This is a genomic window from Lacticaseibacillus sp. YLM2-1 (assembly GCF_056583465.1).
The window spans coordinates 1,640,014-1,657,919 of sequence record NZ_CM152617.1 but is presented as its reverse complement, the minus strand read 5'-3'; the positions used below and the strand labels follow the sequence as shown (position 1 = coordinate 1,657,919).

The following is a 17,906-nucleotide window of genomic DNA, read 5'->3' as shown; positions in this document are numbered from 1 at the left end:
GGCGTCATTAGGCCAGATGGTCAGTAACACACTCATTAGTGGTTTGCTATATTCTGAAAAAGGAGGTGCCTTGATGGCTTTGACTGATCCCGTGACTGTTCTACCTGGTGTTGGTCCGAAACGTGAAGCTGGGCTGGCAAGCCTTGGTATTCACACCATTAGAGATCTCCTATTTTATTTTCCTTACCGCTACGATGATTTGAAAGTGAAGGATCTTGCCGAGGCAGCCGATCAGGAAAAATTGACGGTCAAGGGGATCGTTGTGACGGATCCGGTTATTAGTCGATTTGGGCCGCATCGTAGTCGCGTTAACGTGAAGCTCCAAATTGAACGTAGCGTGATTCTGGTGACGTTTTTTAATCAACCATGGTTAAAAGATCGTTTTCAGATGGGTGATGAAGCAGCAATCTTTGGAAAATGGGATGCCAAGCGTCGTAGTCTGACCGGCATGAAAATTCTCGCGACACAGTCGCAGGATCAACCGTCGATGGCGGCGATTTACACCGTCAACAAAAATGTCCGCATGGGGACGTTACTCGACTTGATCAAAGCTGCCTGGGAACGCGATCAGCAAAATATCAACGATTTGGTACCTGCCAGCATTCGCGAGCATTATCGCTTAATGAGTGATGCTCAGTTGGTTCATGGCATGCATTTTCCTGATACGCCGGCAGAAGCAAAGGCGGCTCGCCGTACTGGGGTTTTCCGGGAGTTTTTCCTTTTCCAATTGCAAATTCAGGCGTTAAAACAACTGAATGCCAACAGCAGCAACGGGTTGGCGATTCCTTATGACAATCAGGCCTTGCGCGCGCTAATAGCGACATTGCCGTTTGCGCTCACGAATGCTCAAAAACGCGTGGTAAACGAAATTTGTGCCGATATGCGGCGGCCAAATCATATGAATCGACTGCTACAAGGCGATGTTGGGAGCGGTAAAACGGTTGTTGCCGCCATTGTTCTGTATGCGGCGGTGACCGCTGGTTTTCAGGCGGCTTTAATGGTGCCGACTGAAGTGTTAGCTGAGCAGCATTTTGCCAAATTGACAAAGTTATTCAAAGATTTTCCAGTCAAATTAGGTTTGTTGACTGGCTCGACGTCAACCAAAAAGCGGCGCGAGCTCCTAAGTGAGTTGCGTGATGGCCGCCTGAATCTCATCATCGGCACGCACGCGTTGATTCAAAAAGGGGTCGACTTTCATGCGCTCGGTCTGGTTGTTATTGATGAACAGCATCGATTTGGGGTTAATCAGCGCAAGATCCTTCAAGAAAAAGGACAAAAGCCGGATTTGTTGTCAATGACAGCGACGCCTATTCCCCGAACACTGGCCATTACAGCCTATGGGGAAATGGATGTCTCCACGATTGATGAATTACCTGCGGGTCGCAAGCCGATCGCGACCACGTGGCTGCGCAAAAATCAGATTGACCAAGTTTATCGAATCATTCGTGAACAGGTGCAGTCAGGCAGTCAGGTGTTTGCGATCACCCCTTTGATTGCCGAATCCGAAAAAATTGATTTGCAAAATGCCGAGCAGCTTTTTGTTGATATGCAAAAAGCGGTCGGCAATCTTGGCCCTGTTGCGTTATTGCATGGACAGATGAAGCCGGATGAGAAGGATCAGATTATGCGTGCTTTTAGCGATGGGAAGATCGCGGTTCTGGTTTCGACCACCGTCGTTGAAGTTGGTGTGGACGTGCCTAATGCCACTGTCATGGCAATTTTTGATGCTGATCGCTTTGGACTTTCTCAACTGCATCAGTTGCGCGGGCGTGTCGGACGTGGGCAAAAAGCAGCACAGTGTCTGCTTATCGCTGATCCCAAAAATGAGCAAGGAATTGCCCGCATGGAAATTATGACCAAGACCAACGACGGGTTCTTACTTGCCCAAAAAGATTTGGAAATGCGCGGTTCAGGTGATATTTTTGGAGATAAGCAATCTGGTTTACCAGAGTTCAAAGTCGCTGATCCAGTGGGCGATTTTCCAACCCTAGAAGCTGCGCAAAAGATTGTGGCCCAGATTTTTAAAACCGATCCACATTTGCTGCAGTCTGACCATCAGCCGCTTGCCGCTTACTTGGCGGAAAGCCGGCAGATGCTCGGTAGTTTGGATTAAAACTTGAAAGGAACGAATTGAATGAAAATTGCGATTGATGCCATGGGTGGCGACAACGCCCCAGAAGTTGTCATTGCCGGGGTCGAAAAAGCTAGAGATGCCAACAAAGAATTGACATTTCTTTTGTACGGGGATGAAGCAAAAATTAAACCGCTTATTCATCATGATGAACGGTTAACAATCATTCATACTCCGGAAAAAATTAACAGCGACGATGAACCCGTTCGTGCTATCCGCCGCAAAAAACAGGCTTCCATGGTCTTAGCCGCTCAAGCCGTTAAACAAGGCGAGGCAGACGCGATGGTTTCACTCGGCTCAACTGGAGCTTTGTTGGCGGCAGGCTTGTTTATTATCGGCCGCATTCGTGCCATTGAACGCCCTGGTTTGTTACCAACCTTGCCGACAGTTGACGGCAAAGGCTTTGTGATGCTGGACGTCGGTGCCAACGCTGAAAATCGACCGTATCATCTGTTACAATATGCCATCATGGGCAGTTACTATGCTAAAGATGTTCGCGGCGTTGAAAACCCCCGAGTTGGTTTACTGAACAATGGCACTGAAGCCAACAAAGGCGACAAAATGCATCAAGAGGCTCATGATTTATTAGCTGCGGCTCCGGGGATTAATTTTGTTGGTAACGTTGAGTCTAGTGATATCCTAAACGGTCCTGCCGATGTTGTGGTGACGGACGGTTTCACCGGTAATGCAACGCTCAAGGCAATTGAAGGCACTGTGCGGACGGTCATGCACATGCTGAAGGGGGCCATCTATGAAGGTGGCCTTTCCGGCAAATTAGGCGGTTTGTTCCTGAAGGGTAATCTCAAGGCGATGGCCTCAACCTTTGATATTTCGTCATACGGCGGCGCGGTCTTGCTGGGCCTCAAGGCACCTTTAATCAAGGCTCATGGTGCAGCAGATGCAGAGACCGTTTATTATACTTTGCTGCAAACCGCCAAAATGGTTCAAAATGGCACCGTTGCGAAAGTTGCCGATTATTTTGATGCCCATCCAGAAGTTGGCGAAGCGAAAACCGCTGAGAAAGCGTAGACATTCCAGTGGCAAACAAGTACACTAAATTGGCAGATGAATGGAGGAGCAACATGAGTGAAGACGAAATTTATCAAAAAATTGCCGGCCTAATTCAGGACCATTTTCAACTAAGTCCCGATAAAATCAGCCCGACACTTAACTTTCAAAAGGATCTTGATGCGGATTCAATTGACATCGTTGAATTTGTTTTAGAGTTAGAAGATGCCTTCGGAGCAGAAATCCCCGATGACGACGCCGAAAACATCAAAACAGTTCAAGATGCCGTTGATTACATCAACGCCCATCAGAAGTGACAAAAAGCCGACCAGAGATGGACGGCTTTTTTTAAGAGTTTGCTTGGTTAGAAACCATTGTGTAGTAGACCTTGAAACGCACTTGGACACTGTCCCTGAGACGCTGACGGGTAAGGCCTTGGGGATAGCGTTTGTCTTTCAGCGAACCGAAGATGTTGGCCACAGATAAGAAGTTGCAACGGTCGACACATCAAAAGATTATTCTTTTCGAAATATTCGCCGCTACGAACTCATTGAGCGCCCACAGTTCGCTAAATTTCGGCGACCAGGGCCCAAAATGATGCCATCAAATTTTCGCTTTTGACATGGCAAAACAGCTTTAGAACGCATTTTTCGCTTGCATAACCGCTATAATTTCTTTATACTTAGAGACAATTATTTCAAAAATCTCATCTTGTTTTAATCTTGCGTCGAGGACGCAAAGGAGGAGTTCGCTTGGATAAACCTGAAGATTTGCTGCTGGATGTGCAACATCTGCACACGGGATTCAGACTCGGAGACGACTATTATGATGCGGTCGATGATGTCAGCATCACGTTACGAAAAGATGAGATCTTAGCTATTGTTGGCGAATCGGGTTCTGGTAAAAGTACTTTGGCAACCAGTATTATCGGCCTTCATGATCCGCGCAATACGAAGGTCACTGGCGATATTTTGTACAACAATCTTAATCTTGTTGGCTTGAATGAGGCCCTTTTTGACCGAATTCGTGGTAAAGACATTGGCATGATCTTTCAAGATCCATTGGCTGCTTTGAACCCATTGATGCGGATTGGTGAGCAGATTGAAGAAACACTGGTCTATCACACTAAGATGAACAAAGAAGAGCGTGAAAGTCGCGTCTTGGAATTACTGAACCAAGTTGGTATTCCCAATCCTGAGCGAACGGCACGTTCATATCCGCACGAATTGTCAGGCGGTATGCGGCAGCGGATTGTGATTGCCATTGCGATTGCCTGCAAACCACCGATTATCATCGCTGACGAACCAACAACTGCTTTGGATGTGACGATTCAGGCCCAAATCCTGGATCTGTTGGAAGATATCCAACGGGAAATGCATTCTGGCATTATTTTAATTACGCATGATCTTGGTGTTGTTGCTGAAACGGCCGATCGTGTGGCAGTTATGTATGCGGGCCAAATTGTTGAAAGTGGTTCGGTAATGGATGTTTTCAAGCATCCAACGCACCCATACACGCGCAGTTTACTTCGCTCCATGCCACAGACAGATTCAGATGACGACGAATTACATGTCATTCAAGGCGTTGTGCCATCATTGAAGAATATGCAGATAGAAGGTTGTCGGTTTGCGGCTCGGATTCCTTGGATTCCTGCATCAGCCCATGAAGAGCATCCGATCATGCACGAAGTTGGCCCTGATCACTTTGTTCAGTGTACCTGCTACAAGGACTTCTATTTCCCGGATGACGAACAAGCAGCTGAAAAAGGTGAGTAAATTATGGCAATGATTGAGGTTAGAAATCTAAAAATTCATTATCCGATTCGCTCGGGGTTTTTTAATCGAGTGACGGACCATGTTTTGGCAGTCGATGGGATCGACTTTGATATTGAACAAGGTGAAACATATGGGTTAATTGGCGAATCCGGTTCAGGGAAATCCACCACAGGCAAAGCAATCGTGGGTTTGGAACCGGTCACGTCCGGCTCGATTATGTATCAAGGGCAGGATATTACCAAACGCAGTGTGCGGAAACATATGCAGTACAACAAAGACGTTCAAATGATTTTTCAGGACTCTTTATCTAGTTTGAATCCACGAAAGCGAATTGAGGATATTATTGCTGAACCAATTCGCAATTTTCAGAATCTTACTGGGGATGAAGAACGTCGGCGCGTCCAAGAACTACTCGATATTGTTGGCATGCCAAGCGATGCTTTGTACAAGTATCCGCATGAGTTTTCCGGCGGCCAACGTCAGCGAATCGGGGTTGCTCGTGCTATGGCAACAAACCCGAAGCTCATTATCGCTGATGAACCAGTCTCTGCGTTGGACTTGTCGGTTCAGGCGCAGGTGCTGAACTTCATGAAGCGGATTCAAGAGGAATACAATATTTCTTATCTGTTTATTTCCCATGACTTAGGTGTTGTGAAGCACATGTGTAAGAACATGGCGATCATGCATCGCGGCCGCTTTGTTGAAATCGGCTCACGTGAAGATATCTATAACCATCCACAGCACATCTACACACAGCGACTGCTTTCTGCGATTCCTGACATCAACCCTGATGATCGGAAGAAGAATAAAGAGCATCGTCGTGAAGTCGAACGTGTTTTTAAAGAAGAAGAATCAAAATATTATTCTAAAGAAGGCCGCGTTTTGGATCTCCAGAAGATTTCCGACACACATTTTGTTGCGCTGCCAGATTCAACGATGAAGGGAGTGCATGATTAATGTGGAAAACAATTCTGCGACGGGTCTTAATCATGATCCCGCAATTGATCTTGTTAAGCGTCCTGGTTTTCATGCTATCAAAGATGATGCCCGGGGATCCATTGACTGGTAATTTCTCGCAAGGTCAAAGTGCTGCGCAGATGGCAGCATTACGCCAGCAATATGGTTTGAATGATCCTTGGTATATTCAGTACTTCAAATGGGTTGGCAATATGTTCCACGGTGATTTGGGCCAGAGCTTTGTTTATAAACGTTCTGTTACCGGTCTGATTGGCGAACGCGCCGTGAACACTTTCTGGTTGGCCTTAATGTCAACGGTTATTCTGTACGTTATCGCTATTCCAGCCGGAGTTATTGCCGGCCGTTACGAAGGCACCAAGCGGGATTCAGCTATCTCGGTTGGCTCTTTCATTTTGATGGCGGTACCGCCATTCGTCTTTTATCTATTGGGTTTAATTTTCTTCGGGTTCTTCCTGCAGTGGTTCCCAACCGGTGGTAGTGTGTCATCCACTTATAATCCGGGCACGTTAGGGTATGTCTGGGACCGTATTTATCACATGATTCTGCCAGCTTTGGTTGCTGGGATTATCACCACACCAAGCACGATTCAGTATTTGCGAACTGGTGTTATTGATAATACGAGACAAGATTTTGTCCGGACTGCCCGTTCAAAAGGGGTTCCGGATCGCGTCATCTTCAACAAACATATTTTGCGTAACTCCTTATTGCCGATTGCAGCGTTTATGGGGAACCAAATTACCATGTTACTGGGTGGATCGGTTATTCTGGAAACAGTGTTCAGTTATCCCGGAATGGGCCAACTGTTTGTTTCTTCTATGACCAGTCGTGACTATCCAGTTGTCATCTCTCTGGTGTTGCTATTTGGTTTCCTGACGTTGTTAGGGAATTTGCTGTCAGATATCATCATGAGTATCGTGGATCCGCGGATCCGGATCGAGTAGAAGGTGGGGAAAACTTATGCAAAATAATGCAAATGAGGTGGCAGCAACCACCAAAGTTGAACAATCACCTTCTAACTTCAAGGTGATTTTGAATGAATTTCGCAAAGATAAAGTTGCTGTCGTCTCGTTAATCCTAGCAGTGTTCATCATCCTCGCTGCATTCATTGGCTCAATGATGTTCAATGTCGGTGGTGCAACAGAGGTTAATATCATGGATCGTTACATGGCACCAGGTACAGGTGGCTATATTCTTGGTACTGACGAAGGCGGCCGCGACATGTTCAAATATCTGTTTTTCGCAGCTCGAAATTCAATTACAATTGGGATTTCTGTTGCGTTGATCATTGAATTTGTGGGAGTCGTGCTAGGTACGGTTTCTGGTTACTTTGGTGGTTGGATTGATGCCGTGATCATGCGACTGGTTGATTTCTGGATGATCATTCCATCATTGCTGGTCATCATCGTGTTGGTAACAGTTATTCCACAGTACAATGTCATCACAATCATTTTGATTATGGCTGCCTTTTACTGGATGACGACTACTCGACTGATGCGCTCGCTCGTCCTTTCTGAAGCACGCAGCGAGTATGTGATGGCATCGAAAACATCAGGGACGTCTAACTTCAAGATCATGTTCGCCGGCGTCTTGCCAAATATCAGTTCATTAATCATCACTGATTTGACCTTGACTATCGCAAGTTCTATTGGGATTGAAACAGCACTGTCATTTTTGGGCTTTGGCTTACCGATGGAAACACCTAGTCTAGGGACGCTTATCGGTTTTGCTTCAAACCCAGATTTAATCTTTGATCGTTGGTGGGTTTGGTTCCCAGCCGTGTTGGTCTTATTGACGCTGTCCCTGTCGATCAACTTTGTTGGTCAGGCATTACGGCGTGCGGCTGATTCACGACAACGTCGCGGGTGAGTTTGACGCTTATTTTCTGAAAATTACTGGAGAGACACTTAGAGAAATCGAAGTGTCTCTCCTTTTTTGAAGAAAAAAAGTAAAAATTGTGCCCAAATATTGGTTTTTTTGTTCTAATTATGCTATCATTTAACTCACATGAAGCGTTGCTTCGTTTACATATTGCGATGACGACGCGGAAGGGGGAAGAAGTATGAAAAAGCGTTCTGTGCTCGGAATGATCACACTCGCTACCGCCTTATCAATCACCTTGGTAGCCTGTGGTAGCAAGAGTTCAAACTCCAGCTCAAGCACGTCCAATAAGGCTGTGAAGTTACCGATCTCTTATAACAACACCAAGAAGGCGATTAAGGGTGGTAATCTTAACGTCGGTGTCGTTGACGACTCACCATTTAAGGGGGTTTTCAACGAAGAGTTGTATACAGATGCCTACGATAATGACTATATGTACCCGGCTGCTGAAAGTCTTTTTGGCTTTAACAGCACCTTCAAGTTCAATAACTCAGGTGCGGCCACATTGAAGCAGGATAACAATGCCAAAACAATCACGGTGACGGTTAAGCCAAATGTTAAGTGGTCTGATGGCCAGCCGGTTGTTGCACGTGACTTAGTTTATGCATACGAGATCATTGCGAATAAGGCTTCAAAGAGTCAGCGTTATACTGAATCTTTGCAAAATATTGAAGGGTTGACCGAATATCACGAAGGCAAGGCTGACTCGATTTCTGGGTTGACAATGCCTAAGGGCGATAATGGTAATACTTTGGTTATTCATTTTAAAGAAATGAAGCCTTCCTTCAATACGTCAGGTAATGGTTACTTCTTGGAAAGTGCTGCACCATATCATTATCTGCATGATGTTGCTTTTGATAAGCTGGAATCTAGCGATAAGATTCGCAAGAAGCCACTCTTCTTTGGACCTTATCAGATGAGCAAGATTGTTGCTGGCCAAAGCGTTCAATATACGCCAAACAAGTATTACTGGAACGGTACGCCAAAGCTGGATAAGATTACCTTTGAAAATGTATCTTCAGCATCCAGTACTTCAGCCTTGAAGAATCATAAATACGACCTTGTTTATGAAATGGGCACTGATACTTGGAACGATTGGAAGAGTGTCAAGGGGTATGAAAATCTCGGCCGCCAAGGTTTGATTTATACTTACATTGGCTTCAAACTTGGCAAGTGGGACGACAGTAAGAGCGAAAACGTTTATAATCCGAAAGCCAAGATGGCTAACAAGAGTTTGCGTCAGGCAATGGGTTATGCACTTAACAACGATGAAGTTGCTTCCAAGTTCTACAACGGCACTCGTTCACGTGCAACAACATTAATTCCTCCTGTATTTGGTAAAGCTCATGCTAATATTGATGGTTATAACCTTAATATTAAGAAGGCTAATAGCTTACTGGACAAGGCAGGCTACAAGAAGGGCAAAGATGGTTACCGGACAGATCCAGATGGCAAGAAGCTAACCATTAATTTTGCTACCATGGCTGGCGGCTCAACTGCTCAACCAATTGCGCAAGATTACATCCAGCAATGGAAGAAGATTGGCTTGCGTGTCAAGTTAACCACAGGTCGACTGATGGAATTCAATTCCTTCTATGATAAGGTTCAAAAGGATGATAAGAGTATTGATGTTTATCAAGCTGCATGGCAGCTGTCATCCGATCCGTCACCAATGGATCTTTATTCTCAGAAGGCACCGTTTAACTACACGCGTTTTGCTTCAGCTAAAAACACGCAACTGTTAAACGATATTGATGGTCAAAAGGCGATGAGTCAAAGCTATCGTGACAATGCCTTCAAGAAGTGGCAAGAATATGCTAATGATGAGGCCTTTGTCATCCCAATGCTGTATCGTCAACAGATTTTCCCAGTTAACAAGCGTGTGAAGAACGCGAGTGTCGACTATGCATCATCACAGAACTTGAATTGGGCTAAGATCGCTGTTACAAGTAATACGACAGCTAAAGATTAATCACGTCTGATTCGAAGAGACACCTGCAATCGCAGGTGTCTTTTTTTGTGCGCTCTTGTATAATTAGAAGGTAATAAAAAAAGAGCGCGTGAATGCGTCCGGTTTAGCAACGGCGTGTCAGCTGCTTAGAAGTGATAGCCAGCGCCTGATAGGTACTTCTAAACTTATGACCCAGGCCGTTCACGAGCTCATGCATGCATTTTCGAGGAGGATTTTTAATGGTTGCCTCAGAGTTTGTGAGTGAATTGCGTCAACGTTATGGGATCGAGTTTCATGATCTCAGTCTTTTGGATGAGGCGTTTACGCATTCCTCATATGTGAATGAACATAAAGAATTAGGTTTAAAAGACAATGAACGATTGGAATTTTTAGGCGATGCTGTCTTGGAATTGACAGTTTCAGATTATTTGTATCGCAAGTTTCCCGACAAACCCGAAGGCGATCTCACCCGAATTCGGGCAGCGGCTGTTCAGACAGCGGCCTTCTCGGCTTTTTCAAAAGAAGCGCATTTCGACCGGTATATTAAACTTGGTAAAGGTGAGGAAAAGGCTGGGGCGCGGAAACGCTTAACGTTGTTAGAAGATTTATTTGAGGCCTTCAATGGCGCCTTATACCTTGATCAAGGACGCGATGCCAACATTCGGTTTGCTCAGCAGATTATTTTCCCGAAAATTGATGCGGGAGAGTTTTCAGCCGATCAAGACCACAAAACGGCTTTACAGGAAGTTTTGCAGCAAAATGGTGATGTGGCGATTGTTTATCACTTATTAGATGAGCAGGGACCAGCCCATGAGCGGCAGTTCCACGTTGATGTCGAAGTCGATGGCCGGGTTTTGGGTACCGGTTTTGGCAAGAATAAGAAAGCGGCTGAGCAAGCTGCTGCAAAAGCTGCATTAGCAAGCTTGAAACGGTAAGTAGAATTGGGGTCATCATGCAATTAAAGCGTTTAATCATTAATGGCTTCAAATCATTTGCAGACAAAACTGAGATTGATTTTGTGTCGGGTTTAACTGGGATTGTCGGACCTAATGGCAGTGGCAAAAGTAATATCACTGAGGCCATCCGCTGGGCCTTAGGCGAACAAAGTGCTAAAAGCCTGCGCGGCGAACGGATGGGCGATGTGATTTTTGCAGGCACTGATACGCGACCAGCGCTTAATCGTGCATCTGTCACGATGACTTTTGATAATCATGATGGTTATCTGAAAAATCAACCTGATGAAGTTTCTGTCACTCGGCGACTTTATCGAGATGGGACATCTGAATTTTTATTAAATGGTCAAGATGTTCGGCTGAAAGATATCGTGGATTTGTTCATGGATTCCGGCTTAGGGCGTGAAAGCTTTTCGTTCATTTCCCAAGGGCGGGTTGAAGCCATATTTAATAGTAAACCAGAAGAACGCCGGGGCATTATTGAAGAAGCCGCTGGCGTTTATAAATATAAACAACAGAAAACCAAGGCAGAACGAGAACTCGCCAATAACGATGATAATCTGGCGCGGATCAACGATATTATCGTGGAATTGAAGCATCAGGTGGAACCATTACGTGAGCAGGCTTCGTTGGCGAAGGACTATCAACAACAATCCGGCGAGTATCATCAGATTCATCAAACTTTATTAGCCTTAGAGATCGAACAACTAGCGACTGAACAGGAGAAAACCCAAGGTGAGGCTAAGGTCACCAAGGAAACCATCGCCGCTTTGACGGCGAAGGTTAAAGATTTGGAAGATCAGTCGGAGCGGTTAAGTGCCGTAGATCGACAGTTTGAGAACCAACTTAATCAGTTGAATGACCAGGTCTTGAGCCGGTCGATGAAGCTTGAGAATCTTAGCGGAGAAGCCAACCTATCTAGTGAACGTTCTGCTAATGCTGAAACCACGTTGGCTGATTTAAAGGAACGACTGGCGCGTGCTCAACAAGCGTTAACAGAAGCAAATCAGCGACTGAAGGAACTTAAGACAAAAACAACTGCTGCCGCCGAAAAAGAGCAAGCAATTAAGCAAGAATTAGCCCAGCAGAAACAGGCAAACCAGGATCCAGCCAAACTGAATCAACAAGTGGAAGTAGCCCAGAATCATTATATTGATCTGTTAAAATCACAGGCCGATAACAAAAATGCTCAGGCTGCTTTACAAAAAGATCAACAGTTAGCCGCCAGCCAAAATGCTGCGCATGATCGTCGGATTTACGAACTGAGTAAACATGCACAGGATCAGGAAGCCAAGGTCACTGCATTATTGACGCAGCAGCAACAGTTGCAAGCAGAGGTTGATGAACAGCAAACAGCCGTTGAGCAGGCCAAAACTGATCGTGATCAATTGCAGCAACAACGGGCGGCCCAACAGCAAGCTTATCAAGACGAGCTGGCCACCTATCAGCGCAGTCGGGCGCGATATGAAACGTTATCCGAACTGAATGATGATTATGCTGGCTTTTACAATGGGGTTCGGGTGGTTTTAAAGCATAAGGATCAACTTCCCGGAGTGATTGGTGCGGTCGCAGAATTACTTGAGGTTCCAACTACCTATCAACAGGCGTTTGACTTAGCCTTGGGTAGCAACTTACAGGCCATTGTGACCCGTGACGAAGCGGCTGCACAACGTGCCATTAGCCTGCTCAAGCAACAACGAGCAGGTAGGGCGACTTTCCTGCCGGCTGCCGTTATGCGGCCGAGAGAGCTGCCCAGTGCGGTTCTACAGTTGGTTGAAGGTGCTGAAGGCTTTTTAGGCACTGGGTTGCAATTAGCCCAATATCCTGCAGATTTGGCACACGTCATGGCGAACTTACTCGGCAGCGTTTTGATGGTGGATACCTTGCCACATGCCATCGTGATTGCCAATACCACCCACCATCGTTATCGAATTGTCACAACAGCTGGCGACATTTTAAATCCGGGGGGTTCGTTGACTGGGGGCCAAGTCAAGCAGGGACGCCAAGCATCGCCGCTTGCTCGCAGTCAAGAGGCCCGGCATTTAAAGGTCCAACTGCAAACGCTTGTCGAAACATTAAAGGCAAAGCAAGCTGATTTGACTGCTTTGACGAAAAAAGAAAACGTGGCCCAGGCAGCTTGGCAAACGGCTTCCCAACAGGCACAGTCATTAACCGCAAAGTTGACAACAATTACGAGTCAGCACACAGCCCAAGCGGAAACCTTGCGTCAGGCGCAACGTCAGCTGGCAGCGGCGCAACAAGCAGATACGGCGCAGGCAGATCTTAGTGCCAAATTAACTGAGTTGCAGCACCAAGGTAAAAAATTGGTTCAAGATATTGCTGAAGCACAAGCAACTATTGAAAATGCTAAGGCGGCTGTTGCGGCGGCAACGGCATCCAGCACCCAGCATGCAGCAACGGTTAATGCGTTGAAGACCAAGCTAGCAGTCACAACCAATGATTTGCAGACCTTGAATGACCAGCAACGGCAATGGCAGACGCAAGCACGCGATGCGCAAGTCCAAGCGACCGATTTGCAACAACGAATTGAGCACATTACTGCGACGGCCGAAGAAACTGCTGCAGAAAAGGCCAGTCGTACCGCTACGATCGCGAATTTGCAAACTGAATTAAAGCAGCTCAAAGCGGATCAAACCAAATTAACACAACAAAAGGCGGAAAATCGTGGTAAGCTGAGTCAAATATCGGCGCGTATTACGACCACTTATGAGCAACAACACCAAGCTATGGCAACTTCTGAGCAGCAAGCGGTTGCTTTGAATCGAGTTAAACTAGGTTTGGATGCTCGGTTGAATACTTTAGCTGAGGATTATCAGTTGACTTACGAGGCCGCTAAGGAAGCAGTGACAGCCGATCACGCGCCAATTCCTGAATTGAAAAGTAAACTCAAGCTTTTAAAGCGTGGCATTGATGAGTTGGGACCGGTGAACCTCAACGCAATTGATCAGTTTAAGGAAGTCAATGAACGCTACGAATTTCTCACCAAGCAGCAAGATGATCTTCTAGAGGCTAAGCAGCAGTTAGAAGAAACGATGCACGAATTGGATGAAACGGTCAAAACAAGATTTAAGGATATGTTTGATCAGACCAATAGTGCTTTTGAAGCAATTTTCCCGCAAATGTTTGGTGGCGGTCATGCACATTTGAGCCTTACGAATCCGGATGATTTGCTCGCAACAGGGATCGAGATTTCCGCTCAGCCGCCTGGCAAAAAACTGACTCGGCTTTCCCTTCTATCCGGTGGCGAACGGGCGCTAACGGCGATTGTTCTGTTATTTGCAATTTTAAAAGTGCGTCCGGTACCATTCTCCATCCTCGATGAAGTTGAAGCTTCGTTAGATGATGTTAATGTCAATCGATTTGGTGAATTCTTACGGCATTATGCTAGCGCCACACAATTTATTGTCATCACTCACCGGCATGGCACGATGGTTGCAGCGAATGTATTGTATGGTGTCACGATGCAAGAATCAGGTGTTAGCCGAATTATGGCTGTTAGTCTGGATCAATCACAGAAAGAAGCGATCAATTAATGGGACTTTTTGATGCGATCAAAAAGGCGTTTACCGGTGATGAACCGGAAACGCCTGAAGAAAATAAATATGATGAGGGCCTAGAAAAAAGCCGCAGTAGTTTTGGTGAAAAACTCAATGCACTGTTTGCTAATTTTCGTAGTGTCGACGAAGACTTTTTTGACAATCTTGAAGAGATGCTGATTGAGTCTGATGTCGGCTTTGAAACGGCAGTTAAGCTTAGTGACGACCTGCGTGAAGAAGTTAAGCTTAAAAATGCCAAAGACCCTAAGGCCGTTTCCCGTGTGATTGTGGAGAAGCTGGTGGATATGTATGGCGATGCTGGTAAGGATGAAGACAATGCCCTACATTTTGCTGAATCAGGGCCAAGTGTGTTCCTGTTTGTCGGCGTCAACGGTGCTGGTAAGACAACAACGGTCGGCAAGCTTGCCCACCAGCTAAAGGAAGAAGGCAAGCGGGTTCTGCTAGTTGCTGCCGATACATTTCGTGCTGGCGCCATCCAGCAATTGCAGGAATGGGGTCGCCGGGTTGATGTACCTGTCGTTGCCACGAAAGAAGGCGGCGATCCGGCCGCGGTGGTTTTTGATGGCGTCAAACGCGCCAAGGATGAGCAATTTGATGTTGTGCTTGTTGATACAGCTGGCCGATTGCAAAATAAGGTCAACTTGATGAATGAGCTTAACAAAATCAAGCGGGTCATTGTTCGCGAATTGCCGGATGCACCACAGGAAGTCTTGCTGGTTCTGGATGCGACAACCGGTCAAAATGCACTTAATCAGGCTAAGGAGTTTAATCAAACAACTAAAATCACTGGAATTGTTTTGACAAAACTTGACGGTTCAGGGAAAGGCGGAATTGTGTTGGCAATCCGCAATGAACTGCATGTACCGGTCAAACTTGTCGGCCTTGGTGAAAAGATGGACGACTTACAAGCTTTTGATCCAACTAAATTTGTGGCCGGACTATTTAAGGGTTTGATTAAGGTCGAAGCTTAATTAAAATGAGGAATAACGAAAAAGCGCCGTGCTGGCGAAAAACCAGTACGACGCTTTTTTTATGACATTAAGCCGCTTGTACTTTCTTCTCCCGGCCAAGGATGACCTGTAGGACAATCAAGACAAGGTAACCGATGAGCAGGTAGGTGAACCATGCAGATGGCTGCACCTTACTTGCAAACCAGTATTGTTGCCATGCCGTATTACTCATGATCCAAGCGAATAACCAGCCTAGAAGGCCAAGAATCGCGTTAATGATAGCAAAGAACCACAAATTGCCGTTTTCATGGTTGCTCAGGTAAACACATGAGAAGACCAAACTCCACAGTCCCCAAGCAGCGAGAGCGGCAAACACGGCCCAGTAAATAAAGGTTGAGACCATATTCTTCCCTCCAATTTTTCACATGTTCAGTGTACCACGAAACTAGGGGAAACTGGAAGAGCGCGAACAGGCGCGGTTAGAAACCGGAGCATAAGTGGCCTTGAAGCTAAATGGCTGGATTTTGGCCATTTAGCTTCAAGGTCCTTATGTACAGGTTTCTACGGATGCAAATGTGTTTTTGAAGCAATTGCAAGAAAGCAATCTTTTCTTCGACCCTATTTCTTGGCTGTTATCCACCGATAGTCGAAGCTGGTTTTCTACGCTAGTATTTAGCTCCGTGGCCATCAACCTAATTTTTTAAGTAATTGACCATTTTCAGCGATACCGGTATCCTTATACAAGGACCATGTTCAAGCGGCCGGGGAAACTGAGTTGCCGGCAATCATGGGATTAAAGGAATGACATGATGGAAATCGAAAAAAATTATCGCATGAACTCGCTGTTTGAGTTTTACGGGCCGTTATTGACGGACAAACAGCATGCCTATCTGGCATTATATTACGGTGATGATTACTCACTCGGCGAGATTGCAACCGAGTTTAACGTCTCGCGTCAGGCCGTGTATGACAACATTCGACGTACCGAGGCTAGCTTGGAAGAGTATGAAAAGAAGTTGCATCTTTTCGCCAACTATCAAGCGCAAAATGAAGCTGTTGATACGTTAGTGAGTTATGCGCGTACACATTATCCAGACGACAAGGCATTAAGTACCTTATTAGAACGAGTCGCGGATCAAACCGCGAAATAGCAGGGGGAAATTATGGCATTTGAAGGATTATCAGAACGACTGCAGAAGGCTTTCAGCGGACTGCGGCGTAAGGGTAAGGTCAGTGAAAGCGATATTCGCGATGCAATGCGCGAAATTCGCTTGGCTTTGTTGGAAGCCGACGTCAATTTTGATGTTGTCAAAACATTTATTAAAAACGTCCGCACCAAGGCGCTTGGCGCTGAAGTGCTTGAAAGTTTAACCCCATCACAGCAGATCATTAAAATCGTCAATGACGAGTTGGTCAAGACGATGGGCGAGGCGGCAGTGCCACTGAACAAGGCACCACATATTCCGACTGTCATCATGATGGCTGGTTTGCAAGGGGCCGGGAAAACCACAACTGTCGGTAAGTTGTCCAAGTATCTGATGGACAATGACAGTGCGCGGCCATTATTGATCGCTGCTGACGTTTACCGGCCAGCAGCGATTGATCAGTTGCAGACTATCGGCAAACAGCTCAACGTGCCAGTTTTCGAAATGGGAACCGACGTTGATCCGGTCGAAATTGTTCGCCAAGGGTTGGCGACTGCCAAAGAAAATAAGAATGATTATGTACTGATCGATACTGCCGGCCGACTGCAGATTGACGAAAAGCTCATGAACGAGCTGAAAAACATCAAGGAACTAGCCCATCCTAACGACATTTTGCTTGTCGTTGATGCCATGACTGGGCAAGCCGCGGTTGATGTTGCTAAAGGCTTCAATGAGCAGCTGGACATCACTGGCGTTGTCTTAACCAAGCTAGACGGCGACACCCGTGGCGGTGCCGCACTGTCCATTCGTGCCGTCACTGGCAAGCCGATCAAGTTCATTGGTCAAGGTGAAAAGATGGATGCGCTGGATGTCTTCTATCCTGATCGCATGGCCAACCGAATTCTGGGCATGGGTGACATGCTCACCTTGATTGACAAGGCACAGAAGAATTACGATGAAAAACAAGCCATGGAAATGGCTGAAAAAATTCGCGAGAATTCTTTTGACTTCAATGATTTTCTGGATCAAATGGATCAGATTAGCAAAATGGGTCCGCTGGAAGATATCATGAAAATGATCCCAGGAATGGCGAACAACAAAGCCTTGGCCAATGTCAAAATGGATCCGAAAGACATTGCCCACATGAAGGCGATAGTTTACTCGATGACACCGCAAGAACGCGAAGATCCAGATCTCCTCAATCCAAGTCGACGGCGGCGGTTGGCTGCAGGTTCTGGCCGGCCAGTGGTTGAAGTCAATCGGATGATTAAGCAGTTTAATCAAAGCAAGCAAATGATGAACCAGATGAGCAAAGGTAACATGAAGGGCCTCGACGGTCTCATGGGCGGCGGCGTTTCTGGCAAACTTGGCAAAATGGCGATGAACTCAATGGTCCGTAAACAAAAGAAGAACAAGAAACGTCGGCTGAAAAATGCCAAGCGTTTCCATTCCTAAAAATCAATTTTTTCCTGACCAGCCAATTAGGAACAAGACCGTTGCCAAACGACACATTTTACCTGTGTAAAGAAAAAAGGCTTTACAGCTTAAAATATTTTTGC

General features: G+C 46.0%; 14 protein-coding genes. 13 read left to right on the top strand and 1 reads right to left on the bottom strand.

Annotation, left to right across the window (positions count from 1 at the left end):
* The first annotated feature begins 73 nt into the window (after positions 1-73).
* The 11 genes from recG to ftsY all read left to right on the top strand — a co-directional run bounded on the left by recG (position 74) and on the right by ftsY (position 15,223).
* Positions 74-2,113, top strand: coding sequence for an ATP-dependent DNA helicase RecG (recG, locus tag AC07KQ_RS08020; protein ID WP_003575308.1), 2,040 nt, complete (start codon positions 74-76; stop codon positions 2,111-2,113).
* 21 nt (positions 2,114-2,134) lie between these two features.
* Positions 2,135-3,160, top strand: coding sequence for a phosphate acyltransferase PlsX (gene plsX, locus AC07KQ_RS08015; RefSeq protein WP_016388327.1), 1,026 nt, complete (start codon positions 2,135-2,137; stop codon positions 3,158-3,160).
* 53 nt (positions 3,161-3,213) lie between these two features.
* Positions 3,214-3,456 carry an acyl carrier protein gene (gene acpP, locus AC07KQ_RS08010; protein WP_003564726.1) on the top strand — a complete coding sequence of 81 codons (243 nt, stop codon included), beginning with the start codon at positions 3,214-3,216 and terminating at the stop codon, positions 3,454-3,456.
* A 435-nt stretch (positions 3,457-3,891) separates the two neighbouring features.
* Positions 3,892-4,914: an ABC transporter ATP-binding protein gene (locus AC07KQ_RS08005; RefSeq protein ID WP_003564728.1), complete on the top strand. Its 1,023-nt coding sequence runs from the start codon at positions 3,892-3,894 to the stop codon at positions 4,912-4,914.
* A 3-nt stretch (positions 4,915-4,917) separates the two neighbouring features.
* The gene (locus AC07KQ_RS08000) at positions 4,918-5,871 is read left to right on the top strand and encodes an ABC transporter ATP-binding protein (RefSeq protein ID WP_003564730.1); all 954 of its coding nucleotides are present in this window, start codon (positions 4,918-4,920) and stop codon (positions 5,869-5,871) included.
* The gene (opp4B, locus tag AC07KQ_RS07995; RefSeq protein ID WP_003564732.1) at positions 5,871-6,833 is read left to right on the top strand and encodes an oligopeptide ABC transporter permease; all 963 of its coding nucleotides are present in this window, start codon (positions 5,871-5,873) and stop codon (positions 6,831-6,833) included. The genes AC07KQ_RS08000 and opp4B overlap by 1 nt, the downstream gene beginning before the upstream one ends.
* A 16-nt stretch (positions 6,834-6,849) precedes the next feature.
* Complete coding sequence (locus AC07KQ_RS07990; RefSeq protein ID WP_003564735.1) at positions 6,850-7,758, top strand: ABC transporter permease; 909 nt, start codon at positions 6,850-6,852, stop codon at positions 7,756-7,758.
* A gap of 193 nt (positions 7,759-7,951) precedes the next feature.
* A complete protein-coding gene (locus AC07KQ_RS07985; RefSeq protein ID WP_480156536.1) occupies positions 7,952-9,742 on the top strand; it encodes an oligopeptide ABC transporter substrate-binding protein in 1,791 nt (596 codons plus the stop codon).
* Between the two features lie 218 nt (positions 9,743-9,960).
* Entirely contained in the window at positions 9,961-10,656 is a 696-nt protein-coding gene (gene rnc / locus AC07KQ_RS07980) for a ribonuclease III (RefSeq protein ID WP_003575305.1), read from the top strand.
* 17 nt (positions 10,657-10,673) lie between these two features.
* The gene (gene smc, locus AC07KQ_RS07975; RefSeq protein WP_016388326.1) at positions 10,674-14,228 is read left to right on the top strand and encodes a chromosome segregation protein SMC; all 3,555 of its coding nucleotides are present in this window, start codon (positions 10,674-10,676) and stop codon (positions 14,226-14,228) included.
* On the top strand, positions 14,228-15,223 hold the full coding sequence (gene ftsY / locus AC07KQ_RS07970) for a signal recognition particle-docking protein FtsY (RefSeq protein ID WP_003590985.1): 996 nt from the start codon (positions 14,228-14,230) through the stop codon (positions 15,221-15,223). The genes smc and ftsY overlap by 1 nt, the downstream gene beginning before the upstream one ends.
* Positions 15,224-15,290: 67 nt before the next feature.
* On the opposite strand, the gene AC07KQ_RS07965 is transcribed toward ftsY, so the two are convergent.
* The gene (locus AC07KQ_RS07965; RefSeq protein ID WP_003564747.1) at positions 15,291-15,605 is read right to left on the bottom strand and encodes a hypothetical protein; all 315 of its coding nucleotides are present in this window, start codon (positions 15,603-15,605) and stop codon (positions 15,291-15,293) included.
* 406 nt (positions 15,606-16,011) lie between these two features.
* Between AC07KQ_RS07965 and AC07KQ_RS07960 the strand changes: the two genes are divergently transcribed.
* Together AC07KQ_RS07960 and ffh are read left to right on the top strand one after the other, a co-directional pair.
* On the top strand, positions 16,012-16,353 hold the full coding sequence (locus AC07KQ_RS07960) for a putative DNA-binding protein (protein ID WP_003564749.1): 342 nt from the start codon (positions 16,012-16,014) through the stop codon (positions 16,351-16,353).
* Between the two features lie 12 nt (positions 16,354-16,365).
* The gene (ffh, locus tag AC07KQ_RS07955; RefSeq protein WP_003564751.1) at positions 16,366-17,802 is read left to right on the top strand and encodes a signal recognition particle protein; all 1,437 of its coding nucleotides are present in this window, start codon (positions 16,366-16,368) and stop codon (positions 17,800-17,802) included.
* Positions 17,803-17,906 lie beyond the last annotated feature (104 nt).

What these genes read in the sequence shown, in the direction of transcription:
- recG (WP_003575308.1), top strand. Translation starts at nt 74, where the DNA reads ATGGCTTTGACTGATCCCGTGACTGTTCTACCTGGTGTTGGTCCGAAA.
- plsX (WP_016388327.1), top strand. Translation starts at nt 2,135, where the DNA reads ATGAAAATTGCGATTGATGCCATGGGTGGCGACAACGCCCCAGAAGTT.
- acpP (WP_003564726.1), top strand. Translation starts at nt 3,214, where the DNA reads ATGAGTGAAGACGAAATTTATCAAAAAATTGCCGGCCTAATTCAGGAC.
- AC07KQ_RS08000 (WP_003564730.1), top strand. Translation starts at nt 4,918, where the DNA reads ATGGCAATGATTGAGGTTAGAAATCTAAAAATTCATTATCCGATTCGC.
- opp4B (WP_003564732.1), top strand. Translation starts at nt 5,871, where the DNA reads ATGTGGAAAACAATTCTGCGACGGGTCTTAATCATGATCCCGCAATTG.
- AC07KQ_RS07990 (WP_003564735.1), top strand. Translation starts at nt 6,850, where the DNA reads ATGCAAAATAATGCAAATGAGGTGGCAGCAACCACCAAAGTTGAACAA.
- AC07KQ_RS07985 (WP_480156536.1), top strand. Translation starts at nt 7,952, where the DNA reads ATGAAAAAGCGTTCTGTGCTCGGAATGATCACACTCGCTACCGCCTTA.
- rnc (WP_003575305.1), top strand. Translation starts at nt 9,961, where the DNA reads ATGGTTGCCTCAGAGTTTGTGAGTGAATTGCGTCAACGTTATGGGATC.
- smc (WP_016388326.1), top strand. Translation starts at nt 10,674, where the DNA reads ATGCAATTAAAGCGTTTAATCATTAATGGCTTCAAATCATTTGCAGAC.
- ftsY (WP_003590985.1), top strand. Translation starts at nt 14,228, where the DNA reads ATGGGACTTTTTGATGCGATCAAAAAGGCGTTTACCGGTGATGAACCG.
- AC07KQ_RS07965 (WP_003564747.1), bottom strand. Translation starts at nt 15,605, where the DNA reads ATGGTCTCAACCTTTATTTACTGGGCCGTGTTTGCCGCTCTCGCTGCT.
- AC07KQ_RS07960 (WP_003564749.1), top strand. Translation starts at nt 16,012, where the DNA reads ATGGAAATCGAAAAAAATTATCGCATGAACTCGCTGTTTGAGTTTTAC.
- ffh (WP_003564751.1), top strand. Translation starts at nt 16,366, where the DNA reads ATGGCATTTGAAGGATTATCAGAACGACTGCAGAAGGCTTTCAGCGGA.